The sequence below is a fragment of the Sphingomonas sp. genome (genome assembly GCF_036387535.1).
Lineage (GTDB): Bacteria > Pseudomonadota > Alphaproteobacteria > Sphingomonadales > Sphingomonadaceae > Sphingomonas_R.
The window spans coordinates 1-24,405 of sequence record NZ_DASVTO010000083.1 but is presented as its reverse complement, the minus strand read 5'-3'; the positions used below and the strand labels follow the sequence as shown (position 1 = coordinate 24,405).

Sequence of the window (24,405 nt, the reverse complement as noted above, 5' to 3'; positions counted from 1 at the left end):
GCCGACCAGCGCGACGCCGATGTCGACCTGACCGGCGGATGCGGTGATCTTGGTCTTGACGTCCTTGGCGGCCTCGGCCGACCGCTGGGCGAGCGCGCGGACTTCGGAGGCGACGACGGCGAAGCCGCGGCCGGCATCGCCGGCGCGTGCCGCCTCGACACCGGCGTTGAGCGCGAGCAGGTTGGTCTGGAAGGCGATGCCGTCGATGACCGAGATGATCTCGGAGATTTCGCCCGAGGCGCGTTCGATGCCGCCCATGGCCTCGACGGCCTGACGGACGACGCGGCCGCCATCCTCGGCATCGCTGCGGGTGGCGGCGACGACCTCGTTGGCGCGGACCGCGCCGGATGCGGTTTCGCGGACGGTGGCGGTGATCTCGTCCATGGCGGCGGCGGTCTCCTCCAGCGAGGCGGCCTGCTGCTCGGTGCGGCGGGACAGGTCGTCGGAGGCCTGGCTGATTTCGGTCGCACCGGTGTGGATGCCGCTGGTGGCGCGCGAGACGGCGGAGAGCGTTTCGCCCAGCGCATCCATGGCGCGGTTGAAGTCGGCCTTGAGCTTGGCGAAGGGGCCGGTCAGGTCGGCATCGATCCGCGCGGTGAGATCCCCGCGCGACAGCGCGTCCAAGCCCGTGCCGATGCTGTCGCAGATCAGGTCCGTCTGCGCCGCCTTCGCCGCCTCCGCACCGCGCAGCTGATCGCGGAACAGGAGCATCGCCTGCGACAGCTTGCCGATTTCGTCGGCGCGTTGATCGGTCGGAATGTCGGCCGCCATATTGCCGGACGCAAGCTGGCCGATCGCGCCGGTGATGCGGGTCAGTGGTGCGGCGATAGCTTTGATCAGCAGCATGAGCAGCATGACGACCGCCGCGATCGCGACGGCGATACCGATCAAGGTGGTGGTACGCCCGCGATCCGCCAGCGCCGAAGCAGCGGCGACATTGGCATCGGTGACTTGGTTCTGAACCCGTACCGATTCGTTCATGACGGTCATCAGATTTTCGAATGCCCGCTTTTCACGGCCATTGTAGATCGCCGAAAACTCCTGAACCTTGTTCGCGCGGCCGAGGGCGAGCACCGGCTGGGAGTCGCGGTGATAGTCCGCCCAGGCATCCTTGAACTTCGCAAACTGTTCCACGGACGCGGGATTCTTCAAAGCATTGTCGAGGAAGGCGGTGCGCTCGTCGATCCGCTCGACGATCTTCACGATGTCGGCAGTTACGCCGGCATTGTCGGCATCGCTGAATGCCGCGATCTGAGACGCTTCGAGCCGGCGATAGTCGGCGACTGCGGTGCGGACATCACCGAAGGCCGTGAGCTTCGGCATCTGGACTTTGCCAAGATCGCTGGTGGCCGCGTTGAGATTGGCCTGCGTGTACAGCGCGAGGCCGCTCAGGCCGCACAGGATCAGCAGGCAGCCCATGAAGGCGCCCGCCAGTTTCTGGCCGATGGACAGGTTCTTCATGCTGCGGGATCCCGATGCGTCGTGGTGGCGGGGGTGCTGTGATCGCTGAATCCGCAGATCATGTGCGACGCGATGGTGGGCATGACGCTCAACCTCTTCAGGACAAGTTACGGACGATGGCGGCGCAGCAGGACAGAGACGCTCCACGGCCCTTCATCCCAAAGTGCCGTAAAAATCCGGTTAACCTTGTGCCGACATTCCGCATGATGTGTTGCTTGCAGCTTATGGCGACGCCGGGCAGGACGGTAGAAACGGCACAGACGCAGGCAGGAGCGGAACGGGATGCAGCCAGTCACGATCGAAAGCGCGCAACGCGTGCCCAATCGGCTGATCGACCTGCGGATCGTGAAGGCTTTTCTGGATCCTGCGGACTGTGCCGTGCTGACCGACAGGATCGACGGGCAGCGGCGTCCGTCGACTATCGCCGACGACGGTGGAGAGCCGGCGTTCCGGACCAGCGAGACCTGCGACCTGGACGGCGACGATCCGATCGTGGCGGCGCTGGATGCGCGGATCGCGGCGCTGCTGGGCATCGACCCCGCGCTGGGCGAGCCGTTGCAGGGGCAGCGCTATGCGGTGGGGCAGGAGTTCAAGCCGCACACCGACTATTTCGAGCCGACCGGCCTGGATTATCATCGCTACTGCGCAGTGTCCGGCCAGCGGACCTGGACGGCGATGCTGTACCTGAACGTGCCCGAGGCGGGCGGTGCGACGCGGTTCAAGGCGATCGACAAGACGATCCAGCCGGAAACCGGAAAGCTGCTGTGCTGGAACAACCGGTTGCCCGACGGGCGGGTGAATCCCGCGACATTGCACCAGGGCATGAAGGTGCGACAGGGCGTGAAATATGTGGTGACGAAGTGGTTTCGGGAGCGGACCTGGGGCTGAACCCGGGCCATATCAGCGGGCGTTCCCCGACCCCGCGCCCCCCCTTCCCCGGATGGAAAGGGGGGGTGCCTCCATCCGCCTAGAACTTGACGCCGAGGCCGAGCGAGAGGCTGGTGCCGACGTCGTAGGTGTTGATGTCGATCCGCGACGTCCCGGTCTTCTGATATTCCTGGAACCGGGTGCCGAGGATGTTGCGGGCTTCGAACTTCAATTCGACGAAGCGGTCGTAGAAAGGCACCGCCTGGCGCGCGACGAAATCGAGCCGGAAGCCGGGCTTTTCAAAGATGTCGGGCTGTTGCGGGGTGCCGGACGGGCCGCGGTTGGTGACGCGCTTGCTGGCATAGTTGAGCAGGACGGTCTGCTGCGAGACGCGTTCCTTGTCATTGCCTTCGAACCCGAGCTGGATGTTGGCCAGATGATCCGACTGACCGGTCAGCGGCGCACCGTTGTTGAAGAAATCGGATGCGGCGAAGCGGGTACCGTCGGCGAAGATGATCTGGTCGTCGCCGCCGATCTTCAGCTTCGATTTCGTGTAGGTGTAGTTGGCGTTGATCAGCAGCTTGCGTGCGGTGAAGAAACCACCCCCGAGCCCTTCCAGCGGGACATATTTCTGGATCTCGACCTCTGCGCCGTACAGATCGGCCCTGGGTGCGTTGGCGAAGCTGGATTGCAGCAGGCCGGATGAGCGGAAGGCGAAGGTTTCGATCGGATTTTCGATCCGCTTGAAGAAGCCGGCGAGCGAGAAACGCTGATCGCGGCCGAAATAATATTCGTAGCGCGCCTCCGCATTCTTCAGCTGGCTGTCGGTCAGGAACGGGTTGCCGAAGAACTGACGGTCATTGTCCGGATCCTGATAGACCTGGAACGCGAGTTCGCGGAATTGCGGGCGCGCCAGCGTCTTCGACGCGTTCAGCCGCACCTGCATGTCGGGTGCGAAGTTCCAGGTGATCGTCGCGGCGGGCAGCCAGTAATTGCGCTTGATCTGGGTCTGCGCGATCGTGGCCGATGGCTGACCGCTGAGTTCGAGCGGGGTGACGAACTGGCGGCCATCCTCATAGCGGACGCCGACATTGACGGTGAGTTGCGAGAAAGGCGTGACGGTCGCCTGGCCATAGCCGGCATGGACGCGCAGGCCGGCATCATAGGCGGCGGCACCCGATTGGCCCGATGTTTCCGCGAGCAGGATGTTGTAGGTGTAGATGTTGTAGTCCGACAGCAGATAGTCGGGTCGTTCCTGCGCGACATCCGCGCCCAGCGAACCGCCGGCGGGAATGAAGCGGAAGTCGCGGCGCACCGAGTTGCGGCGATTGTCGTTATAGGCGTAGCCACCCTGCAGGGTGATCGGCACCGCCGTCGGGAATTTGTAACCGAGATCGATGCCGCCGCTATAGGCGTTTTCGTTCAGGTCGCTGAACGCGATCCGGGCGTTGCCCGATTGCCCGAGATTGTTGACGAAATCATTGGCGGCGCTGTCGAACGTATAGCGGAAGCTGCGTTCATAGGGCGCCTCGCGTTGCGAATTGGCATAGGCGCCGCGCAGGTCGAGGCTGGCATCGCCGAAGCGAAACTCGCCGACCGCCTGGGTATCGATCAGCTGGCGTTCGAACCAGCGGGTATTCTGGTCGATGATCGGGGTGGTGCCGTCCGAGCCGAGCGCATCGGTGCCGCGGGCCAGCCGGCCCTGCTTGATGGTGTCGCGGATGAACAGGTTGGTCCAGCGAAGCTTGTTCTCGCCGAATTCCGCGCCGAACCCGAGCAGGCCGTTCACGACGATGCGGTTGTCGGTGAGAACCGTGCGGAAATTGACGTCGGGATTGAGCGTATCGCCATTGACGAAGCCGCCGCTCAGCTGCTGCGTCGCGGCGCGGGTCCGCCAGGTGTTGCTGTAGCCCGCCGCGGCGATCAGGCCGAGGCGGAGCGTACCGATATCCTTGGAGATGCCGCCGCTGACGTCGAAGCCGACGTTGGCGGGAATCGTGTCGCTGCGCTGGAGCACCGAGGTCGGCGCGTTGAGCAGGCTGGCGCCGATCGCCTGGATCTGGCTGCGCGAGAAATTGGCGCCTTCGGCGATCAGGTTGCCGCTGTTGAACGCCGCCGCGAGCGGGGCGGGGACATCGCGCGCGCCATTGTCGAACCCGGTCCAGTCGCTGCGGCTGCCATAATAGGTATAGCCGAGCCGGCCGGTGGTTTCGGTATCGCCGCTGCCGCTGATGTTGAAGGCGAGGAACGGTTTTTCGGGGATGGAGCGGGTGGTGAGATTGATGACGCCGCCGCCGAATTCGCCGGGATAGTTGACCGAATAGCTTTTCTGGACGAGCGCGCTGGCCAGCACGCTGGTCGGGAAGATATCGAGCGGGATCGACCGGCGCAGCGGTTCGGGCGAGGGCAGTGACGATCCGTTCAGCAGCGCGAGCGAATAGCGATCGCCGAGACCGCGGACATAGACGAAGCCGTTGCCGACGACGCTGAGCCCGGTCACGCGGGTCAGCGCGCCGGCGATATCGCCTTCCCCGGTGCGGGCGATGTCGGCGGTCGACAGGACCGACACGATTTCAGTGGTGCGGCGGACCGGATCGGGCGTGAAGCGGCCGGTGACGACGATCTCGTCCGACTGGCCGGGGGCGGACACGTCGACGGGCGCATCCTCCTGCACGGGGGCGGCGGCGTCGGGGGTGGATGCGGGTGCAGGCGCACCGCTGGCACCGCCGCCCGACTGGGCGAAGGCAGGCGCGGTCAGCGCGGTCGAAAAGAGCAAGATGGTCGCCAGCGCGGTGTGCCTGAACATGTCGGATCCCCCGGAAAAGGTCGTGAAACGGACGGGACGGCGACCGCCCGGGCCGCCGTCCACGCAATCGTCTTCGCGGTCAGAGCGTCGGGATGGACGTGCAGGCGGCGTTGCTGCCGAACGAGGCGGTCGCGCTGTCGCAGGTCCAGCCACGGTACCAGGTGTCGTTCGCGTCGCGGACCGCACCGATATAGCTGGTCGAGACGAAGAACGAGCCGAGCGTCGACGCGTTGAACGGCGTCACCGCGGTTTCCCCGGTGCCGTTGATGAACGTGCCGGTGAGTGTCGAGGTGAAGGCGGGATTGTCGTTGCTGCCCGCGGCTTCGAAGAAGGCCTTGATCGCATCCAGCGTCACGTTGCCGTCGTCATTGTACGCACCGGCGGTGCAGGAGAAGACGACCGAACGCGTGACGGGAGCGCCGGCTTCATCCTTCGTCGTGTCCGCCGCCTGGACCGTCGTGGTGCCATCGACGTCGAGGCAGAAGCGCGGGCTGGTGACGATACCGTTGACCAGCGTGTAATCCGTGCCGCCGCGCAGCAGGATCGCATTGGCCGACGCCGACAGCGTGGAGCGGTGAATGAAGGTGAAGTTGGCGAGGCGCGCATTCTGGCGCGGCTGCGCATCCTCGTTGCCGTTCGAGTCGGCTTCGATGATCGAATCGCCCGACTGACCGCCCGACCGCTGGACCGCGATCACGAACTGGGTGAACCCCTTGTAGCCGAGATCGGTGTCGAGATTGTCGTCGTCATTGCCGGTCAGCACGAGATATTTGCTGTTCACGCGGCCACCGAACCATTCGATGCCGTCATCCGAGCTGTTGTGGACCTGGATATGATCTAGCGTGGTGCCGGACCCGATCCCGCCGAGGGTGAGGCCGTTCAGTTCGTTGCCCGGCGCGAGTTCGAAACCGGCATAGCGGATCTGGACATACTGGATCGCGCCGCTGCTGTCGGCCGGGGTCGCGCCGCCGTAGAAGGCGTTGGTCGTGCCTTCGACCTGTTGCTGGCAGTTTGCGGCGCCACCGACCGCGCCGGACAGGCAGTCGCTGATCGGGGCGCGTCCGAGCAGGACGACGCCGCCCCACTGGCCCTGGCTGTTGTCGGTCGCGGTGCCTTCGACATTGGCGCGCGAGGTGAAGATGATCGGCGCGGTCGACGTGCCGACGGCGTTGATCTTCGACCCGCGGTTGACGACGAGATAGTCGAGGCCGGACGAACCGAACAGGACCACGCCCGGATCGATCGCCAGCGTCACCGCCGCACCGCCGGCAGCGGCGCCGTCACCGCCGACATCGGTGCCGACATCGACCCGGCCGGACAGCGAGTAGATCGTGCCGGTGCGCTTGGCGAGCGACAGGTTGGTCGAGATCCGGCCGCTGAGCTGGCAGTTGCGCAGGTTCGAGATCACGCCGGCGTTGGTGGTGCCGGTCGGGCAATCCGCCGCCGGGCCGGTGGGCGTGGGCGTCGGCGTGGGCGTCGGCGTGGGCGTCGGGGTCGGCGTGGGCGCCGGGGTCACGATCGTGCCTTCGCCGGGCGAAGCGATGTCGTCGGCCCCGCCGCAGGCCGTCAAGGCCAGTGCCGATCCGAGCATCAGGATTGTCTTGAAGGATTTCATGTTCGGCCCCTGTTGATTGCACGTTCGTGCCGAGCACGCCGCACTGCATGCCGGCGTTCGGTTCGTTGCCGCGTCGTTATGAGGTGTCTGTGATGGTAATGTTACAAAGGTGGATCGATCATGACTTTTATGGAACTTCGGCATGCCGATCGCTGTCATGAAAATGTCATCAAGGTTCGACGCGCAGTTCCTGCATCTTGCCGTTCCGGCGAACCTGGAACACGATTGTACTGGACAGCGCCGCTTCGCGCGCCAGTTGCGCGATTTCGGCGGGACGATCGAACGCGCGTCCGTTGATGCCGGTGATGATGTCCCCGGCCTTGAGCCCGGCCTTGGCGAACAGCGGCGGCATGGAGCGGACGGCATAGCCGCGCCAGGCGCCGTCCTGACCGGGCGCGAGTGCCGCCTGATAGGCCTGCGATTCGCGGATCTGCGACTCGGTGGGCGTTGCCGCCGATGGTACGGGCGGGGGTGGCGCGGCGGCGATCCGGGTAGCGGGGCTGGTATCGGCCTTTGCCGCGGATTCGGACAGGATCGGCAGCCAGAACTGGGTGCCGCCGGCGGTGAAGGTGGCACGATCGGCGCGGACCGCGCGCAATCGGATGCCGGGAACGGCATCCGTGCCCACCGCGACCAGTGCGCGGGTGCCGTCCGGCCGTGTCACCAGAACGCTACCGCCGCCGGTTCGGGTGGCGAAGGTGGCATTGACCGACAGGCCCGGAATGTTGCCGCGTTGCGGCGTGATGGAAGCGGGCGGCGGCAGGGCGGCGGACGCGGACGCGGGGATCGGTGCCGGAATCGGGGCGGGGACCGCCGGTGCCGTGGATGCGGCAACCGGCGCGGGCATGGACGCAGCGTCGTCTCTGGACCGCGTCGCATAGACCGCGGCCGCAAGCATGGCGGCAAGGCCGAGTAGCAGCGGCAGGCGGCGGCGCGGTGCAGGGTCGGCGGAAAGCGCGGTCACGCCCGCCGCACTATGACGGAACGATGACAGCGATGTGACGACGCTCAGCCGATTTCCCTCGTCGCCGCCAGCAGCGTGCGCGACAGGATGCCGCACCAGCGATCGATCCCCGCGGTGTCGGCGAGCAGATCCTGCCGCACCTCGAACTCCACATAAGGCAGCCCGGCGATGAAGGCATGGCGCGGGATGCTGTGATCGATCCGGTCCATCGCATAGGGTTGATTGTCGCCGACGGTCAGCACCGGATCGGACCGGAGCAGCGCCAGTGCGGTCAGGGCGAGGCGGTCATTGCCGCCGTCATGCAGGATGCCGACATGCCACGGGCGGACGATTCCGGCCATCGTGGGGGTGAAGCTGTGCAGTGCCACCAGCAGGGTGGGAAGGCCCGCAGCGGTGCGGCGCGCAATCTCGTCGGCGATCGCGTTTTGATATGGCGCGTGGATTTCGGTGACACGCGCCGCGCGGTCGGCATCGCCGAGGCCGTGATTGGCGGGAATCGGCGTGCCGTCGCTGACCGACACGATCGCGTTGGGATCGGCATCGGGCGCGGGATCGCGGTTGCAATCGATCACCAGCCGCGAATAGGCCTGCGAAATCCAGACCGCATCCAGCCGCCGCGACAGCGCCGCGCCCAGGCCGGCGATCCCGATGTCCCAGCCGATGTGGCGCGCGCGATCGGCGGCGGACACGCCCAGGTCACCGAGTTTTTCGGGGATGGCGTTTCCGGCATGATCCCCTATCAAAAGTAAGGGACTGCGGCCTTCCGGATTTTCCAGCCGGACCGGGGCCGGGTCGTCCGCGGACAACAGGATATCATATGAAGCTGTCTGCACGCCCGATGTCCTCCTCATGCCGTTCCTGACGATCGCGCACAGCACCCGGTATCGATACCGGCAACCGGTGGCGTTCGGCGAACACCGGATCATGGTGCGCCCGCGCGAAAGCTATGACCAGCGCCTGATCGAGGCGCGGCTGGATATCACGCCCGAACCGGTCGAGCTGCGCTGGCTGCACGACGTGTTCGGCAATTCGGTGGCGGTGGCGCGGTTCGACGGCCGCGCGCGAGAGCTGCGCTTCGATAGCGTGGTGCGGATGGAACATAGCCCGATGGCGGAAGGATCGGTCGAGATCGAAGCGTATGCGCGGGCGTTTCCGTTCACCTATGCGTCCGAAGACATGCCCGATCTGCTGCGGTCGATCGAGCGGCAGCATGTCGATCCGCAGCGCGTGGTGGATGCGTGGGCGCGGGGGTTCGTGTCCGATCACCGCCCCACCGACACGCTCGGCATGCTGGCGGACATGACCGCGACGATCCGGCGCGACTTCACTTATGCGCCGCGTTACGAACAGGGCACGCAGACCCCGATCGAGACGCTGCGCAAGCGGCAGGGAACGTGCCGCGACTATGCCGTGCTGATGATGGAGGCGGCGCGCGCGCTGGGTTTCGCCGCGCGGTTCGTATCGGGATATGTCTACAGCCCGTCGCGCGGCGAGGGCCGGGTCGGCGGCGGCAATACCCATGCGTGGGTCCGCATCTTCCTGCCCGGATCGGGCTGGGTCGAGTTCGATCCGACCAACGGGATCGTCGGCAATAGCGGGCTGATCCGCGTCGCGGTGGCGCGCGATCCGATGCAGGCGGTGCCGCTGTCGGGCAGCTGGTCCGGATTTCCGGGCAGCGACGCGGGCATGACCGTCGATATCCACGTCCATCTCGACGAGGATAGCGCCGCCGTGCCTGCCACCGCCATTACCGCCATCCGCCCGCCCAGCAGGGAGACGTGCCGTCATGTTGATCCGCACCGGTTATGACATCCATTTCACCGCGGACCGGCCGACGCCGATGATGGCGGCGCTGAGCGTCCATCCGTCGCGGCACCGCGACCTGAAGACGCCGCACCGTATCCAGTGCAGCCCGGACGTGCCGACCTATGACTATGTCGACGCGTTCGGCAATGTCTGCACGCGGCTGACCATGCCGGCGGGCGGGGTGACATTGTCGGCCGATTTCATCGTGGAGGACAGCGGCCTGCCCGATCCGGTGGTGCCGGACGCGGCGCAGACGCCGGTCGCGGACCTGCCCGACGAGGTGCTGACCTTCCTGCTGGGCAGCCGCTATTGCGAGACGGATCGGTTGTCGAACACCGCCTGGTCGCTGTTCGGCGATACGCCGACGGGATGGGCGCGGGTGCAGGCGATCGTGGATTTCGTGCACGGCCATATCCGGTTCGGCTACGAACATGCGCGCGCGACCAAGACCGCGTGGGAAGCGTTTCAGGAACGGCAGGGGGTGTGCCGCGATTTTGCGCATCTGGCGGTGACGCTGTGCCGTTGCATGAACATTCCCGCGCGCTACTGCACCGGATATCTGGGCGATATCGGCATCCCGCCGGTCGATGCGCCGATGGATTTCTCGGCCTGGTTCGACGTGTATCTGAGCGGCGAATGGCACACGTTCGATGCGCGCCACAATCGTCCGCGAATCGGCCGGATCCTGATGGCGCGGGGGCGGGACGCGACCGACACCGCGCTGACCACCGCGTTCGGACCGACGGTGCTCAGTCGGTTCGACGTGCATACCGATGTGGTGCCGGAGGCGTGATGGCCGGGGCGCGATCGGTGCGCGGTGTTTCCCCTGCCCGACGTCACCCGGTTCGCGCTCGTCGAGACCGTGGGACAGGCTCGAACCGAACGGGGGGATCATTCAAGGCACCGGCCGCGGCGGCGCGGGGCCGCGGCCGGTGAGGTGGTCAGGCGGTGGCGGGGTGCCGGGCCGGGGTGGCGGCCATGGTGGACCGCCGCCGCCGCAGCGCGCCACCGGCGATGCCGAAGCCGCCGATCATCAGCGCCCAGCTGGCAGGCTCTGGCACGGCGGCCGGGCTGCTGGTGAAGCTGGTGGCGTCGAATTGCGCGTAGGCTTGCGTGCCGGTCGCGTAGTCATAGTTTTGGTAGGTGCCGGAACCGTATCCAGAAAGGGGCGTGAACGCGTCGGGGGTGCGAAGGTCAGAACTCGTGATGCGAGCGCTGTTTACATAGGCGTAATTGTAAAGAGAATAAGAAGCGTAAGTAGAACCATCTGGGCTGATAACGTAATCAAATACTTGGGTGGAGAAACCATCAATACTGCTAGACATTGGGCTGTAGTCGCTTTTGTATGCAGACCCATAGTAATCACTGCCTAAAGCGATGGTCACACCGGCGATCGTCAACTTGGCGGATACCGGATTGGAGGTGCCGTTGTAGCCGATCCCCCCAACGATCTGGTCGACACTGTAGTAATACGTCCCCGCGCCATCATCATAGACGTAGTTGGATTCGGTGCCCTTGCTGTCATCAATCAGATAGGTGGCGGTGTAGGCGAGGCCGGTGAGGTCCGGGCCGGCGCCGAAGATCCCGAGATTGTCATACCCATAGACGACCGTACCGCTATAGACCTGCTGAATCAGCGCGGCGTCGGCGGGGGTGGCGGCGGCGAGGACGGTGCAGGCGGTGGCCAGCAGGAGGCGGAGGCGGGTGGTGGTCTGCATGATCGTTCCCCTTTGATTGGTGAACGATTCGTTAATGCTGCGCTGCAACCACGAAAATACTCCATGTGGATTACAGGGTGCGATCGTTTCGATCCGGGACGGTTGGGGCCTCACCCTTCCCACGCCTGCGGCGCGGGCCCCTTCCCTCTCCCGGTGGGAGAGGGAGCGAGGGACAGTCCGCGCTTCAGCGACCGAGCATGCCGTCGGGTTTCACCACGCGGTCGAAGGTGTCGGCGTCGACCAGCCCCAGCGCGAGCGCGGCTTCGCGGAGGGTCTGGCCGTGCTGGTGGGCGTGCTTGGCGATCTTGGCGGCGTTGTCATAGCCGATTTCGGGCGCGAGCGCGGTGACGAGCATCAGCGAGCGATCGAGCAGCGCAGCGATGCGGTCCCGGTCCGGTTCCAGCCCGACCAGCGCGCGTTGGCGGAAGCTGTCGATCCCGGTCGCGAGCAGATCGATCGAGCGGAGGAGGGCGGCGCCGATCAAGGGCTTGAACACGTTGAGTTCGAGATGGCCCTGCAGCCCGCCGATCGTGATCGCGACATGATTGCCCATCACCTGCGCCGCGACCATGGTGAGCATCTCGACCTGGGTCGGGTTGACCTTGCCCGGCATGATCGAACTGCCGGGTTCGTTTTCGGGCAGATGCAGTTCGCCGAGGCCGCAGCGCGGGCCGGAGCCGAGCAGGCGAATGTCGTTCGCGATCTTCGACAGTGACACCGCGAGCACGTTGAGCGCGCCGGACAGTTCGACCAGCGTATCATGGCTGGCAAGCGCTTCATATTTGTTGGGCGCGGTTTCGAACGGCAGGCCGGTGAGGTCGGCCAGCTCGGCGGCGATGGCAGGACCGAAATTGGCGGGTGCGTTCAGCCCGGTGCCGACCGCGGTGCCGCCCTGCGCCAGCCGGTACAGCCGCGGCAGGACCGCATCGATGCGGGCGATGCCGTCGGCGATCTGCTGCGCATAGCCGGAGAATTCGTCGCCGAGCGTGAGCGGGGTCGCATCCTGGAGATGGGTGCGGCCGATCTTGATGATGTCGTCCCACGCGCCGGCCTTGCGGTCGAGATCGGCGTGGAGCGCGCGGAGGGCGGGGAGCAGCGCATCGGCCAGCGCGCGGGCGGCGGCGATGTGCAGCGCGGTCGGGAAGCTGTCGTTCGAGGATTGCCCCTGGTTGACATGGTCGTTGGGGTGGACGGGGTTCTTGCCGCCGCGCGTGCCGGTGAGCAGTTCGTTGGCGCGGCCGGCGATGACCTCGTTGGCGTTCATGTTGGACTGGGTGCCGGAGCCGGTCTGCCAGATCACCAGCGGGAAATGATCGTCATGCGTGCCCGCCACCACCTCCGCCGCCGCGGTGTCGATCGCGTCGGCAAGCGCGGCATCAAGGCCGTGGAGCCGGTTCACGCGGGCCGCGGCCTGCTTCACCAACGCGAGCGCGTGGACGATGCCGATCGGCATGCGTTCCTGTGGCCCGAAGGGGAAGTTGTGGCGCGAGCGTTCGGTCTGGGCGCCCCAATAGGCGTCGGCGGGGACGTCGATCGGGCCGAAGCTGTCGGTTTCGGTGCGGGTCTGGGTCATGGGGGCCAAGCGTTCGAGGCGGGCTTGAGTTGCATGGGAAGCCCGTGGCGGCATGCTTCCGGTAGCGCGCTCTCCCCGTTCGTCACCCCGGCGCGGGCCGGGGTCCGGACGCTACGATGAAGCCGCTGGTGACGTCCGTGGAGCTGGATCCCGGCCTTCGCCGAGATGACGGATGGGGTCGGCCGGGATGACGGACATCACTTCTTCCGGGTGAAATCCACGGATACCACGTTCGAGCCGTCCTCGATCGGTTCGGCGACGGGCGTGTCGTTGCCGGCGGGAGTCTTTTCGATCGCGTCGTCGTCGCCCTGCGCCTGGAATTGCAGGGCGAAGTTGACGGCCGGGTCCACGAAGCCGGTGATCGCGGCGAACGGGATGACGAGCCGCGACGGAATCTGGTTGAAGGAGAGGCCGACTTCGAACCCGTCCTCGCGGACCATGAGATCCCAATAGCGGTTCTGGATCACGATCGTCATTTCGTCCGGGAAGCGTTCGACCAGATGTTGCGGGATGTCGACACCGGCGGCGTGGGTCTTGAACGTGATGTAGAAATGATGGTCACCCGGCAGGCCGCCGCCGCGTTCGACCTCCCCCAGCACGCGGCCGACGACGGCGCGCAACGCCTCCTGGACGATTTCGTCATAGGGAATCAGGCTGTCGGGCGCGGTGTCGGTCATGGCTCGCTTGGTGAACGCGGGCACGCGCGGGGTCAAGCGCGTTGCGTGCGAAACGCCACCCACCTATAGGCCGGCCATGCGCACCGCCACCGTCCACCGCAAGACCAACGAGACCGAAATCCGGGTCACGATCGACCTGGACGGCAGCGGGGTCTACCGCATCGCCACCGGCATCGGCTTTCTCGATCACATGCTGGAGCAATTGTCGCGGCATTCGCTGATCGACCTGGACGTGCAGGCGACCGGCGACCTGCATATCGACCAGCACCACACCACCGAGGATGCCGGACTGGCGATCGGCGAGGCGTTGTCGCGGGCGCTGGGCGATCGCAAGGGGATCCAGCGCTACGGCCATGCCTATGCGCCGATGGACGAGACGCTGAGCCGGGTCGCGATCGATATTTCCGGCCGGCCCTATATGGTGTGGCGGGCGGCGTTCTCGCAGGCGAAGCTGGGCGATTTCGACACCGAATTGTTCGAGCATTTCTTTCATTCGCTGGCGCAGACCGCGGGCATCACCCTGCATGTCGAGACGCTGTACGGGCGCAACAACCATCATATTGTCGAAAGCATCTTCAAGGCGGCGGCGCGCGCGTTGCGGTTCGCGGTGGAGGTGGACCCGCGCAAGGGCGATCAGGTGCCGAGCACCAAGGGCACATTGGGTGGTTCCGGGGGTGGTTCCGGGGGCGGTTCCGCATGACGCTGGCGCTGATCGACTATGGCGCGGGCAATCTGCGGTCGGTCGAGAATGCGTTGCGGGCGACGGGCTGTACCGACCTGGTGGTGACCGCCGACGCCGATGTCGTGGCGCGGGCCGACCGGATCGTGTTGCCGGGGGTCGGCGCGTTCGGCGCATGCGCCAGGGCGCTGCGCGCCGTCGACGGCATGATCCCGGCGATGGGCGATGCCGTGCACGGGCGCGGCGTGCCGTTTCTGGGCGTGTGCGTTGGCATGCAGTTGCTGGCGACGCGTGGCGAGGAATATGGCGTGCATGCCGGGTTGGACTGGATCGGTGGCACGGTGGCGGCGATGGCGCCGACCCCGGCGGCTAAGGTGCCGCACATGGGCTGGAACGACGTGGTGCCGGACCGCGATCATCCGCTGCTGATCCCGGGCGAGGCCTATTTCCTGCACGGATACCGGTTCGCGGTCGACGATCCGGCCGACCGGCTGGCGATCACCGATCATGGCGGGCCGGTGACGGCGGCGGTGGCGCGGGGCACCGTGATCGGCGTGCAGTTTCACCCCGAAAAGAGTCAGGCTTACGGCCTGGCGTTCCTGTCGCGTTTCCTGGAGTGGCGGCCTTGAGCATCATCATCTTTCCCGCCATCGACCTGAAGGCGGGGCAGGTCGTGCGCCTGGCCGAAGGCGATATGGCACGGGCGACCGTCTATGGCGACGATCCGGCAGCCCAAGCGACGGCCTTTGCCGAGGCGGGGGCGGAGTGGGTGCATGTCGTGGACCTGGACGGCGCCTTTGCCGGCGCGGCGGTGAATGCCGCCGCGGTCGAGGCGATCGTGCGGCGCTTTCCGGGCAAGGTGCAGCTGGGTGGCGGGATTCGCGACCGGGCGGCGATCGATCGCTGGCTGGCGCTGGGCGTCGAGCGGGTGGTGATCGGCACCGCCGCGCTGGAGGATCCGGAGCTGGTGAGGACCGCGGCGCGCGATCTGCCGGGGCGGATCGTGGTGGCGGTGGATGCGCGCGACGGCATGGTCGCGACGCGCGGCTGGGCAGACGTGTCCGACGTGGCGGTGGCCGACATGGCGGGGCGGTTCGCGGATGCGGGGGTGGCGGCGCTGCTGTTCACCGATGTCGGGCGCGACGGGATGATGAAGGGGTGCAATATCGAGGCGACAATCGCGCTGGCCGAACGCACCACCATCCCGGTCATCGCGAGCGGCGGGGTGACGGATATCGGCGACATATTGGCGCTGGCACGGGTGGCGTCGGAGGGGATCGAAGGCGTGATCACGGGGCGTGCGCTGTATGACGGGCGGCTGGACCTGCGCCGCGCGTTGGAGGTCGGGCAGGCGTGAGGGGCCGGGATCGCTCGCATGCCGACGCGGGGGAGCGCGTGCGGGTTCCGGTGGGGCCGCCGGCTGATCGGCGGCGCTGTTTGCCATGACCGTTCGCACGCGGATCATACCCTGTCTGGACGTCGCGAACGGGCGCGTGGTGAAGGGCGTCAATTTCGTCGACCTGGCCGATGCCGGTGATCCGGTGGAACAGGCCCGGGTCTATGATGCGGCCGGGGCGGACGAACTGTGCTTCCTGGACATCGGCGCAAGTCATGAGGGGCGCGGGACGATCCTGGACGTGGTCGCCCGGACGGCGGCGGTGTGTTTCATGCCGCTGACGGTCGGTGGCGGCGTGCGCAGTGCGGACGATGCACGCGCGCTGCTGCTGGCGGGGGCGGACAAGGTGGCGGTGAACAGCGCCGCGGTGGCGCGGCCGGAGCTGGTGGGCGAGATTGCCGATCGGTTCGGGGCGCAATGCGTGGTGGGATCGGTCGATGCGCGGCGCGTGGGCGACGGGTGGGAGATCTTCACCCATGGCGGCCGGCGCGGGACCGGGATCGACGCGGTCGCACACGCCGTCCGGCTGGCGGCACTGGGCGCGGGCGAGCTATTGGTGACGTCGATGGACCGCGACGGGACCCGTGACGGTTATGACCTGGCGTTGACGCGCGCGATCGCGGCCCGCGTCGACGTGCCGGTGATCGCGAGCGGCGGGGTCGGGACGCTGGACCACCTGGTCGACGGCATCGTCGCAGGCGGGGCGAGCGCGGTGCTGGCGGCGTCGATCTTTCATTTCGGGCAGCACAGCGTGGCCGAGGCGCGGGCCGCGCTGGCGGCGGCGGGCCTGCCGGTGCGGGCGGTGTGATGGAGAACGCCGTGAGCGATGCGCTAGGCCGGTTGGAAGCGACGATCCTGTCGCGGCGCGGGGGCGACCCGGATGCGTCCTATGTCGCGCGGCTGTTCGCCAAGGGAACGCCCAAGATCGCGCAGAAGGTGGGCGAGGAAGCGGTGGAAACCGTGATCGCCGCGGTCGCCGGCGACCGTGACGGCCTGATCGGCGAAGCCGCGGACCTGCTGTTCCACCTTGCGGTCTTGCTGGCCGATGCGGATGTGCCGATCGCTGCGGTGATGGCCGAACTGGACCGCCGCGAGGGACTGTCCGGGCTGGCCGAGAAGGCTGCCCGTGGTGAGACGCCGTCCAACGGAGACTGAACGCCATGCCGATCGATGCGACGCTCCCCTATGACGATGGCAACATCTTCGCGCGGATCCTGCGCGGGGAAATTCCGGCCAGGCGGGTGTATGAGGATGATTTCGCGCTGGCATTTCATGACATCGCCCCGCAGGCGCCGGTGCATGTGCTGGTGATCCCCAAGGGGCGCTATGTGTCGTGGGACGATTTCGCGTCGGCCGCGAGCGAGGCGGAGATTGCCGGGTTCGTGCGCGCGGTGGCGACGGTGGCGCGCGACCTGGGGCTGGTGCCGCCCGGGTACCGGTTGCTGGCCAATGTCGGCGGTGATGGCGGACAGGAGGTGCCGCACCTGCACGTCCACCTGTTCGGTGGGCGCTCGCTGGGGCGGATGGTGGCGGGATAGCGCGCGCCATCGGCGATCCGGTTGGGCGCGTGAGATCCGGCCGGCCCGCATGCCAAGCCTATTGCGCGGTGCGGAATAGCGGTTAGTCTTTCACCTTTCAGCCGGAGCGGGAAAACCCGCGCGTTGCCGGCGTGGGGGATAGGAACCGTAATGATATTCGGGCGTGTAAAGTCGTTAGACGCCATATTGGCGACCGCGGAGAAGAAGTCGCTGCACCGATCGCTGGGCGCATTGCAACTGACGTTGCTGGGTGTCGGGGCGATCATCGGGACGGGTATCTTCGTCCTCACGTCCGAAGCCGCGCAGAAGGCGGGACCGGGGATGATGATCAGCTTCATCATCGCCGGTGCGGTCTGTGCGGTCGCGGCCCTCTGTTATTCCGAACTGGCCTCGATGGTCCCGGTGTCGGGATCGGCCTATACCTATACCTATGCGTCGCTGGGCGAATTGCTGGCCTGGACGGTCGGCTGGGCGCTGGTGCTGGAATATGCGGTGGCGGCAAGCGCGGTGGCGGTCGGGTGGTCCGGCTATTTCGTCGGACAGCTGCGCGGGTGGTTCGGCGTCGAACTGCCGCAGGCGTTGATCGCCGGGCCCTATGCGGGCGGGATCATCAACCTGCCCGCGGTCGTCATTGCGCTGGCGATCACCGGCCTGCTGATCATCGGCACGAGCGAGAGCGCCAAGGTCAACGCGGTGCTGGTCGCGATCAAGGTCGCCGCGCTCACGCTGTTCATCGTGCTGGCGTTGCCGGCGATGCGGATGGAGAACTTTACGCCGTTCGCGCCGCAGGGCTGGCTGGGTTCGGGCGGATCCGGCGTGGTCGGGGCGGCGGCATCGATCTTCTTCGCCTATGTCGGGTTCGATGCGGTGTCGACCGCGGCGGAGGAGACCAAGAACCCGCAGCGCAACGTGTCGCTCGGGCTGATCGGGAGCCTCGCGATCTGTACCGTATTCTATATGCTGGTCGCATCCGGCGCGATCGGATCCCCGTTGGGGGCGCAGCCGGTGCTGAACGCCGCGGGCCAGTGGCTGGCGCCCGGATCGACCGAGTTGGCGGCACGCTGCGCCACGATCGCGGCTTCGGCGGTCGAGCCGCTGCCCTGTTCCAAGGAGGCGCTGGCGCATGTGCTGCGCGAGATCGGCTATCTGAAAATCGGCAATCTGATCGGGCTGGCGGCGTTCCTGGCGCTGCCGTCGGTGATCCTGGTCATGATCTATGGCCAGACGCGGATGTTCTTCGTGATGTCGCGCGACGGGCTGCTGCCGGAACGGCTGTCGACGATCCACCCGAAGTGGAAGACACCGCATATCATCACCGCGATCACCGGCGTGGGCGTGACGCTGGCGGCGGCGTTCCTGCCGGTCGGCAAGCTGGCCGATATCGCCAATGCCGGGACGCTGTTCGCATTCCTGGCGGTGGCGGTCGCGGTGCTGCGGCTGCGCAAGACGCATCCGCATGTGAAGCGGGCATTCCGCGTGCCGGCGGTATGGCTGGTGGCGTCGCTCACGATCGTGGGCTGCATCGGGTTGTTCATCGCCTTGCCGAGCGACGCGCAACTGGTCCTGCCGGTCTGGGGTGCGGTCGGGCTGGTGCTGTATTTCGCCTATGGCTATCGCAAGAGCCATGTCGCGCGCGGGATCGATGTGGCACCGGTCGCGCCGGAGGCGCTGTGATCGATCGGGCGGCCGGGGTTCCGGGATCGCGCCGATCGCGGGATGCCGGATAACGACCCGGACGACGCCGGTGGGGCAAAGCCGCCACCCTTCCCGAGCCCCCTCCTCGTCAAGAGGAGGGGGTTTTCGGTTCAGCCGAGGCGGTTGGCGACCAGCGCCCTGAGGTCGGTTTCAGGACGCGCGCCGTAGTGGCTGATGATCTCGGCAGCCGCGACCGCCCCCATGGTGAGGCAATCGGCGATCGCGCGGCCCTGAGCCTGGCCGGCGAGGAAGCCGGCCGAGAAGAGATCGCCCGCCCCGGTGGTGTCGACGATGCGCGTCACCGGTTCGGCGGCGACGACATGGCGGGTGGCGCCGTTCTCGACCGCAATCGCGCCGTCCGCGCCGCGGGTGACGACCAGCAGCGGCACGGACCGCGCAATCTTGTCCAGCGCGGCATCGAAATCATCGAGCGCGGCAAGGGCGAGCAGTTCCTCTTCATTGGCGAACAGGATGTCGATATCGCCGCGTTCGACCAGCGCCACGAAATCGGCATGATGGTTGAGAATGCAGAACACCGCCGACACGCCGAGTGCGACCTTGCGCCCGGCGGCGCGGGCGATGCGGATCGCGGCCTGCATCGCGGCGCGCGGTTCGGCCGGATCCCACAGATAGCCTTCGAGCAGGAGGACCGCCGCGGATTCGACCAGGGCGGGGTCGACCGCAGCCACGGGCAGGAATTGCGCCGCGCCGAGATAGGTGTTCATCGTACGCTGGCCATCCGCGCTGACCAGGATCAGGCAACGACCGGTGGGAATGGCGGCATCGCGCGCGGGAATGTCGAACGCGATCCCCTGCGCACGGATGTCGTGAACGAAGACCTCGCCAAGCTGATCGTCGGCGACCTGCCCCACGAAACCGCAACGTGCCCCGAGCATCGCGGCGCCCGCCAGCGTGTTGGCGGCGGACCCGCCGCTGACCTCGCGCCCCGCGCCCATGCCGGCATAGAGGCTTTGCGCGCGCGGTGCGTCGATCAGCTGCATCTGACCCTTGGTCATCCCCTCCTGCGCGAGGAAGGCATCGTCGGTGGCAGCGAGGACGTCGACGATGGCGTTGCCGATCGCGAGGATATCGAGCGTGGGGGCGGTCAAGGCGATCTCCGGGCGTGAAGGATATGCTGCGCGCCTAGGGCGATGCGCGGGGGATGTCGACCCTTGCCACGTCCGTCGCGATCCACAGGCCTTTGGCGGGGAAGCCGCGTCGGTCGCGCGATCGATTGCTGCGCCAATCTTGCTGCTTTGTAAGGAAGTGTGTCTGCGCCGTTCCGGGGTCGCGTGGGACCGGAGCGGTGGAGTAGACCCGAGCGATTGACACAAGGAACGCACATGACGCTATCCGGGCTTGGGAAGAGCTGGCGGTCCGACCTTCCGGCCTCGATCGTGGTGGCGCTCGTCGCGTTGCCGTTGTGCCTGGGCGTGGCGCTGGCATCGGGGGCGCCGCTGTTCGCCGGGCTGATCTCCGGCATCGTCGGCGGGATCGTGATCGGGCTGGTCAGCAAATCGGCGCTGTCGGTCAGCGGGCCTGCCGCGGGGTTGACCGCGATCGTGCTGGGCGCGATCGAAAGCCTGCCGACCTATCAGATCTTCCTGCTGTCGGTGATGCTGGCCGGTGTGATCCAGATCGGCTTTTCGCTGACCAAGGGCGGGGTGCTGGCCGAGTTCGTGCCGTCAAGCATCATCACCGGCATGCTGGCGGCGATCGGCATCATCCTGATCCTGAAACAGTTTCCGCACGCGATCGGATATGACGGCGATTATGAGGGCAGCTTTTCCTTCTTCCAGCAGGATGGCCGCAACACGTTGTCGGCGATCGGCTACACGGTGCGCGAGGACATCGTGTTCGGCGCGGCGGGGATTGCGCTGATCTCGCTGATCTTCCTGTTCTGGTGGGAAAAGGCCAAGCCTAACGAAGGGCCGCTGAAGCTGTTGCCCGGGCCGCTGGTGGTGGTGGTGTTCAGCGTCGTCGCGAACCAGCTGCTGATGGGGTTCGCGCCGGCCCTGGCGGTGCAGCCGACGCATCTGGTGAAGGTGCCGGTCGCAGGATCGGCGGCGGAGTTCATCGGCCTGTTCCAGATGCCGGATTTCCGCGCGATCGGCATGCCGCTGGTGTGGACGACCGCGCTGACCATCGGCATCGTCGCGAGCCTGGAGTCGCTGCTGAGCGTGAAGGCCGTCGACGAGATCGACCCGAAGCGACGCGTGACCGACAAGAACCGCGAATTGCTGGCGCAGGGTACGGGGAACATCGTGGCCGGCATGCTGGGCGGGATTCCCGTCACGTCGGTGATCGTGCGCAGTTCGGCCAATGTCGGATCGGGGGCGGACAGCCCGCTGTCGACGATCCTGCACGGTTTCTGGCTGCTGCTGAGCGTCATCCTGATACCGTTCGTGCTGAACATGATCCCGCTGTCGGCGCTGGCCGCGATCCTGATCCAGACCGGATACAAGCTGACCAAGCCCGCGCTGTACCTGCAGCGGTGGCGGCAGGGCTTGCGGCAGTTCGTGCCGTTTCTGGTGACGATCGTCGCGATCCTGTTCACCGATCTTCTGGAAGGGATCGCGATCGGGATGGTGGTCGGGCTCGGCTTCGTGATCGCGCGCAATTTCCGGCAGGTGATCAGCTATGTCGAGACGCCGGAGGCGTGCATGGTCCGGGCGCGGCGCGACCTGTATTTCATCCACAAGCCGCAATTGCAGACCGCGCTGGAACGCGTGCCGAACGGGCGCGACGTGTTGATCGACCTGTCGAGCACCAGCTTCGTCGATGACGACAATATCGACATCATCAACGCGTTCATCAAAGGCGCGCCCTATCGCGATATTTCGGTGCTGGTGAAAGGCGACCTGTCCGGGCGCAGCGCGCGCCGGATCGCCGCGCCGATCAAGGAGGTGCGGTTCGCATGAAGGAAACGCAGCAACTGATCCTGGCCAACATGGCGTGGGCCGCCGAACAGCATCAGTTCGATCCGGAATTCTTCACGCGCCAGATCAAGGGACAGAAGCCGGAATTCCTGTGGATCGGCTGTTCCGACAGCCGGGTGGCGCCGGACCAGATCACGCAGTCGCCGCCGGGCGGCCTGTTCATCCACCGCAATATCGCCAACCTGGTCTATGACACCGATCTGAACCTGATGTCGGTGGTGCAGTTCGCGGTCGATGTGCTCAAGGTCGACGATATCATCGTGTGCGGCCATTATGGTTGCGGCGGGATCATGGCCGCGATGGACGACAGCGCGACCGGGCCGATCGCGGACTGGCTGGTCAATGTGCGACAGGTATATCAGGATCACCGGCAGGAGATCGACGCGATGCCGGACCGCGAGGCGCGCGTGAACCGGTTGGTGGAGTTCAACGTACGCGATCAGTTGATGCGGCTGGCGCGGACGGCGCCGGTGCGCGGCGCGTTCGCGGCCGGGCGCAAGCTGAAGCTGCATGGCTGGGTCTATGACCTGCGCGACGGATTGCTGAAGCCGTTGATGGATATCGACGCGCACACCGACCTGGGCATGGTCGCCAAGCCGGAGCGGGTGCTGGTCTGAGCCCGGCGCGGATCAGAGGTGGAAGCAGCCCTCGATCACGGTGACGCATTGGCCGACCAGGATGACGCGGTCGCCGCGGACCCGGCAGAGCAGATCACCGCCGCGCGCGCTGGCCTGATGCGCGGTGATCTCGCTCCGGCCGAGCCGTTCGGACCAGAAGGGCGCGAGCGCGGCATGGGCGGCGCCGGTGACCGGATCCTCGTCAATTCCCCAGGCGGGCACGAACACGCGGCTGACGATGTCCGTCCGGTCACCGGGCGCGGTGCAGATCGCCATCAGCCGTAGCGCGGCCAGCGCCGCCATGTCGGGCGCGAGCGCCCGGACGGCGGCCTCGTCCGGCAGCATGATGATGGTCGTTTCCTGAACCGGCGGGGTCGAATGGAGCACCGCGCCACCGGACAGCCCCAGCGCCGCGAGCAGCGCTGGGTTGGTGGTGGCGGTCATCCGCGTGGCGGGCAGATCGAGCGCATAGCCGGCGGGATCGCGATCGACGGTCAGGATGCCGGCGCGCCGCGTGGCAAAGCGGATGCGATCCCGACCAGGGGCATCGCCCAGCAGGACATGACCGGCCGCGAGCGTGGCATGGCCGCACATCGCGATTTCGCAGGTCGGCGAGAACCAGCGCAGTTCATGGTCGGCGTCGATCCTGTCCGTGGGGACGAGGAAGGCGGTTTCGGGCAGGTTGTTCTCCGCCGCGATCGCGATGAGCATGGCATCGTCCAGCCAGGCATCGAGCGGGATCACCGCAGCCGGATTGCCGGCGAAGCGGTTGGGGGTAAAGGCATCGACCTGGGTGAAGCGCATGGCGGGCTGCTTTCTACTGCCTGATGAAGGTCTACTGTCGATGATCGTCACCCCGGCGTAGGCCGGGGTCTCGTTTGGGCTGGGCCAGGGGTGGGTTCTTCACCTTCGGGAGATCCCGGCCTGCGCCGGGATGACGTGTGTTTTGCTAGAACCCCGGCCGCTTGCCGAACCAGGGCGGGGTCACGTCGGCCTCCACCAGCGGATTGTCGGGATGATCGACATGGCCGTCGGGATCGAGGTGGATCAGGATCTCCACCTTGGGGAACACGCCGCGAATCTTGGCTTCGACCTCGTCCATGACGTCATGCGCATCGGCGACGGTCATGTCGCGTGCGACATACATGTGGAATTGCGCGAAATCATGGCTGCCGGAGCGGCGGGTGCGGAAATCATGAATGCCGCGCAGTTCGGGATGGCCGGCGGCGACCGCCAGGAACGCGTCGCGTTCCGCCTCCGGCCATTCCCGGTCCATCAACTGATCGATCGCCTGGCTGGACGCCTGGAACGCGCCCCATGCCAGCCAGAGCGCGATGGCGATGCCGAAGATCGGATCGGCACCGTCGAAGCCGAGATATTGATCGAGCACCAGCGCCGCGATCACCGACAGGTTGAGCAGCAGATCGGATTGATAATGGATATTGTCCGCGCGGATCGCGACCGATCCGGTCTGGCGGATGATCCGGCGCTGATAGGCCAGCAGCGCGAAGGTGGCGAGGATCGCCACGATCGATACGGCGATGCCGAAGGCCGCATCGGCGGTCGGTTGCGCGGCACGGAAGCTGGCGATCGCGCGCCATGCGATACCCGCGGCGGAGGCGGTGATGAGCGCGACCTGGAACAGGGCGGCCAGCGCCTCCGCCTTGCCATGGCCGAACCGATGATCGTCGTCCGCCGGCGTGGCGGCGAGCCGGACGCCGTAGAGCGTGACAAGCGACGCGAGCAGATCGAGCCCGCTGTCGGCCAGCGACGCGAGCATCGCGACCGAGCCGGTATGCCAGGCGGCAAATGCCTTCAGCACCAGCAGGCCGGTGGCGACACAGACGCTGGCGAGCGCGGCGCGCGACGTCAGTTGCCCGTCCGACCGGGTCACGGAAACAGCAGCCCTTCCGTCCAGCCGCCGCCCGGCTGCGCCTTGAACAGCCGGCGTTCGTGGAGGCGGTGGGCGCGGTCCTGCCAGAATTCGATGCGGTCGGGCGTGACGCGAAACCCCGACCAGTGCGGCGGGCGCGGGACCGGACCGCCTTCGAACC

24 protein-coding genes are annotated in these 24,405 nt (G+C 66.8%); 12 read left to right on the top strand and 12 right to left on the bottom strand.

Annotated elements, in window-relative coordinates; translation table 11 throughout:
- The coding region (locus VF649_RS07675) for a methyl-accepting chemotaxis protein (protein ID WP_331011373.1) at window positions 1–1,461 on the bottom strand (1,461 nt) is incomplete at its 3' end.
- Between the two features lie 282 nt (window positions 1,462–1,743).
- Between VF649_RS07675 and VF649_RS07670 the strand changes: the two genes are divergently transcribed.
- Window positions 1,744–2,349: a 2OG-Fe(II) oxygenase gene (locus VF649_RS07670; protein WP_331011372.1), complete on the top strand. Its 606-nt coding sequence runs from the start codon at window positions 1,744–1,746 to the stop codon at window positions 2,347–2,349.
- Window positions 2,350–2,428: 79 nt separating this feature from the next.
- On the opposite strand, the gene VF649_RS07665 is transcribed toward VF649_RS07670, so the two are convergent.
- The 4 genes from VF649_RS07665 to VF649_RS07650 all read right to left on the bottom strand — a co-directional run bounded on the left by VF649_RS07665 (window position 2,429) and on the right by VF649_RS07650 (window position 8,546).
- Window positions 2,429–5,134 carry a TonB-dependent receptor domain-containing protein gene (locus VF649_RS07665; protein WP_331011371.1) on the bottom strand — a complete coding sequence of 902 codons (2,706 nt, stop codon included), beginning with the start codon at window positions 5,132–5,134 and terminating at the stop codon, window positions 2,429–2,431.
- A gap of 79 nt (window positions 5,135–5,213) precedes the next feature.
- The gene (locus VF649_RS07660; RefSeq protein WP_331011370.1) at window positions 5,214–6,749 is read right to left on the bottom strand and encodes a hypothetical protein; all 1,536 of its coding nucleotides are present in this window, start codon (window positions 6,747–6,749) and stop codon (window positions 5,214–5,216) included.
- Between the two features lie 169 nt (window positions 6,750–6,918).
- On the bottom strand, window positions 6,919–7,713 hold the full coding sequence (locus tag VF649_RS07655; RefSeq protein ID WP_331011369.1) for a PDZ domain-containing protein: 795 nt from the start codon (window positions 7,711–7,713) through the stop codon (window positions 6,919–6,921).
- A gap of 44 nt (window positions 7,714–7,757) precedes the next feature.
- Window positions 7,758–8,546 (bottom strand): N-formylglutamate amidohydrolase, encoded by a 789-nt coding sequence (locus VF649_RS07650; RefSeq protein WP_331011368.1) that lies wholly within the window; start codon window positions 8,544–8,546, stop codon window positions 7,758–7,760.
- Between the two features lie 16 nt (window positions 8,547–8,562).
- Between VF649_RS07650 and VF649_RS07645 the strand changes: the two genes are divergently transcribed.
- Entirely contained in the window at window positions 8,563–9,522 is a 960-nt protein-coding gene (locus tag VF649_RS07645; protein ID WP_331011367.1) for a transglutaminase family protein, read from the top strand.
- Entirely contained in the window at window positions 9,500–10,312 is an 813-nt protein-coding gene (locus VF649_RS07640) for a transglutaminase family protein (protein ID WP_331011366.1), read from the top strand. The genes VF649_RS07645 and VF649_RS07640 overlap by 23 nt, the downstream gene beginning before the upstream one ends.
- Before the next feature lie 148 nt (window positions 10,313–10,460).
- Here the strand turns inward: VF649_RS07640 and VF649_RS07635 are convergent, their stop codons facing one another.
- The 3 genes from VF649_RS07635 to VF649_RS07625 form a co-directional block, all read right to left on the bottom strand.
- Window positions 10,461–11,237, bottom strand: coding sequence for a PEPxxWA-CTERM sorting domain-containing protein (locus tag VF649_RS07635; RefSeq protein ID WP_331011365.1), 777 nt, complete (start codon window positions 11,235–11,237; stop codon window positions 10,461–10,463).
- Between the two features lie 184 nt (window positions 11,238–11,421).
- On the bottom strand, window positions 11,422–12,810 hold the full coding sequence (gene fumC / locus VF649_RS07630; RefSeq protein WP_331011364.1) for a class II fumarate hydratase: 1,389 nt from the start codon (window positions 12,808–12,810) through the stop codon (window positions 11,422–11,424).
- Window positions 12,811–13,007: 197 nt separating this feature from the next.
- On the bottom strand, window positions 13,008–13,487 hold the full coding sequence (locus VF649_RS07625; RefSeq protein WP_331011363.1) for an SspB family protein: 480 nt from the start codon (window positions 13,485–13,487) through the stop codon (window positions 13,008–13,010).
- Window positions 13,488–13,563: 76 nt separating this feature from the next.
- On the opposite strand from VF649_RS07625, the gene hisB reads away from it, so the two are divergent.
- The 7 genes from hisB to VF649_RS07590 all read left to right on the top strand — a co-directional run bounded on the left by hisB (window position 13,564) and on the right by VF649_RS07590 (window position 18,774).
- On the top strand, window positions 13,564–14,187 hold the full coding sequence (hisB, locus tag VF649_RS07620) for an imidazoleglycerol-phosphate dehydratase HisB (protein WP_331011362.1): 624 nt from the start codon (window positions 13,564–13,566) through the stop codon (window positions 14,185–14,187).
- Window positions 14,184–14,795 (top strand): imidazole glycerol phosphate synthase subunit HisH, encoded by a 612-nt coding sequence (gene hisH / locus VF649_RS07615; RefSeq protein ID WP_331011361.1) that lies wholly within the window; start codon window positions 14,184–14,186, stop codon window positions 14,793–14,795. Before hisB ends, hisH begins: the two co-directional genes overlap by 4 nt.
- Complete coding sequence (gene hisA, locus VF649_RS07610) at window positions 14,792–15,523, top strand: 1-(5-phosphoribosyl)-5-[(5-phosphoribosylamino)methylideneamino]imidazole-4-carboxamide isomerase (RefSeq protein ID WP_331011360.1); 732 nt, start codon at window positions 14,792–14,794, stop codon at window positions 15,521–15,523. The genes hisH and hisA overlap by 4 nt, the downstream gene beginning before the upstream one ends.
- An 85-nt stretch (window positions 15,524–15,608) precedes the next feature.
- The gene (gene hisF, locus VF649_RS07605) at window positions 15,609–16,370 is read left to right on the top strand and encodes an imidazole glycerol phosphate synthase subunit HisF (protein WP_331011359.1); all 762 of its coding nucleotides are present in this window, start codon (window positions 15,609–15,611) and stop codon (window positions 16,368–16,370) included.
- Between the two features lie 11 nt (window positions 16,371–16,381).
- The gene (locus tag VF649_RS07600; RefSeq protein WP_331011358.1) at window positions 16,382–16,717 is read left to right on the top strand and encodes a phosphoribosyl-ATP diphosphatase; all 336 of its coding nucleotides are present in this window, start codon (window positions 16,382–16,384) and stop codon (window positions 16,715–16,717) included.
- Window positions 16,718–16,722: 5 nt separating this feature from the next.
- Window positions 16,723–17,100 carry a histidine triad nucleotide-binding protein gene (locus tag VF649_RS07595; RefSeq protein WP_331011357.1) on the top strand — a complete coding sequence of 126 codons (378 nt, stop codon included), beginning with the start codon at window positions 16,723–16,725 and terminating at the stop codon, window positions 17,098–17,100.
- 150 nt (window positions 17,101–17,250) lie between these two features.
- A complete protein-coding gene (locus VF649_RS07590) occupies window positions 17,251–18,774 on the top strand; it encodes an amino acid permease (RefSeq protein WP_331011356.1) in 1,524 nt (507 codons plus the stop codon).
- Between the two features lie 131 nt (window positions 18,775–18,905).
- Here VF649_RS07590 and VF649_RS07585 read toward each other — a convergent pair whose 3' ends face one another.
- Complete coding sequence (locus VF649_RS07585; RefSeq protein WP_331011355.1) at window positions 18,906–19,904, bottom strand: adenosine kinase; 999 nt, start codon at window positions 19,902–19,904, stop codon at window positions 18,906–18,908.
- 234 nt (window positions 19,905–20,138) lie between these two features.
- Here VF649_RS07585 and VF649_RS07580 point away from each other — a divergent pair, with 234 nt between their 5' ends.
- The gene (locus tag VF649_RS07580; protein WP_331011354.1) at window positions 20,139–21,716 is read left to right on the top strand and encodes a SulP family inorganic anion transporter; all 1,578 of its coding nucleotides are present in this window, start codon (window positions 20,139–20,141) and stop codon (window positions 21,714–21,716) included.
- Window positions 21,713–22,351: a carbonic anhydrase gene (locus VF649_RS07575; protein ID WP_331011353.1), complete on the top strand. Its 639-nt coding sequence runs from the start codon at window positions 21,713–21,715 to the stop codon at window positions 22,349–22,351. The genes VF649_RS07580 and VF649_RS07575 overlap by 4 nt, the downstream gene beginning before the upstream one ends.
- A gap of 12 nt (window positions 22,352–22,363) precedes the next feature.
- On the opposite strand, the gene VF649_RS07570 is transcribed toward VF649_RS07575, so the two are convergent.
- The 3 genes from VF649_RS07570 to VF649_RS07560 form a co-directional block, all read right to left on the bottom strand.
- Window positions 22,364–23,155 carry a PhzF family phenazine biosynthesis protein gene (locus VF649_RS07570; protein WP_331011352.1) on the bottom strand — a complete coding sequence of 264 codons (792 nt, stop codon included), beginning with the start codon at window positions 23,153–23,155 and terminating at the stop codon, window positions 22,364–22,366.
- 145 nt (window positions 23,156–23,300) lie between these two features.
- Window positions 23,301–24,245 (bottom strand): cation diffusion facilitator family transporter, encoded by a 945-nt coding sequence (locus VF649_RS07565; protein ID WP_331011351.1) that lies wholly within the window; start codon window positions 24,243–24,245, stop codon window positions 23,301–23,303.
- The coding region (locus VF649_RS07560) for a pyridoxine 5'-phosphate oxidase C-terminal domain-containing protein (RefSeq protein WP_331011374.1) at window positions 24,242–24,405 on the bottom strand (164 nt) is incomplete at its 5' end. The genes VF649_RS07565 and VF649_RS07560, both read right to left, overlap by 4 nt.

What these genes read in the sequence shown, in the direction of transcription:
- VF649_RS07660 (WP_331011370.1), bottom strand. Translation starts at nt 6,749, where the DNA reads ATGAAATCCTTCAAGACAATCCTGATGCTCGGATCGGCACTGGCCTTG.
- fumC (WP_331011364.1), bottom strand. Translation starts at nt 12,810, where the DNA reads ATGACCCAGACCCGCACCGAAACCGACAGCTTCGGCCCGATCGACGTC.
- hisF (WP_331011359.1), top strand. Translation starts at nt 15,609, where the DNA reads ATGACCGTTCGCACGCGGATCATACCCTGTCTGGACGTCGCGAACGGG.
- VF649_RS07575 (WP_331011353.1), top strand. Translation starts at nt 21,713, where the DNA reads ATGAAGGAAACGCAGCAACTGATCCTGGCCAACATGGCGTGGGCCGCC.
- VF649_RS07670 (WP_331011372.1), top strand. Translation starts at nt 1,744, where the DNA reads ATGCAGCCAGTCACGATCGAAAGCGCGCAACGCGTGCCCAATCGGCTG.
- hisH (WP_331011361.1), top strand. Translation starts at nt 14,184, where the DNA reads ATGACGCTGGCGCTGATCGACTATGGCGCGGGCAATCTGCGGTCGGTC.
- VF649_RS07645 (WP_331011367.1), top strand. Translation starts at nt 8,563, where the DNA reads ATGCCGTTCCTGACGATCGCGCACAGCACCCGGTATCGATACCGGCAA.
- VF649_RS07640 (WP_331011366.1), top strand. Translation starts at nt 9,500, where the DNA reads ATGTTGATCCGCACCGGTTATGACATCCATTTCACCGCGGACCGGCCG.
- VF649_RS07625 (WP_331011363.1), bottom strand. Translation starts at nt 13,487, where the DNA reads ATGACCGACACCGCGCCCGACAGCCTGATTCCCTATGACGAAATCGTC.
- VF649_RS07635 (WP_331011365.1), bottom strand. Translation starts at nt 11,237, where the DNA reads ATGCAGACCACCACCCGCCTCCGCCTCCTGCTGGCCACCGCCTGCACC.
- VF649_RS07570 (WP_331011352.1), bottom strand. Translation starts at nt 23,155, where the DNA reads ATGCGCTTCACCCAGGTCGATGCCTTTACCCCCAACCGCTTCGCCGGC.
- VF649_RS07665 (WP_331011371.1), bottom strand. Translation starts at nt 5,134, where the DNA reads ATGTTCAGGCACACCGCGCTGGCGACCATCTTGCTCTTTTCGACCGCG.
- VF649_RS07595 (WP_331011357.1), top strand. Translation starts at nt 16,723, where the DNA reads ATGCCGATCGATGCGACGCTCCCCTATGACGATGGCAACATCTTCGCG.
- VF649_RS07580 (WP_331011354.1), top strand. Translation starts at nt 20,139, where the DNA reads ATGACGCTATCCGGGCTTGGGAAGAGCTGGCGGTCCGACCTTCCGGCC.
- hisB (WP_331011362.1), top strand. Translation starts at nt 13,564, where the DNA reads ATGCGCACCGCCACCGTCCACCGCAAGACCAACGAGACCGAAATCCGG.
- VF649_RS07590 (WP_331011356.1), top strand. Translation starts at nt 17,251, where the DNA reads ATGATATTCGGGCGTGTAAAGTCGTTAGACGCCATATTGGCGACCGCG.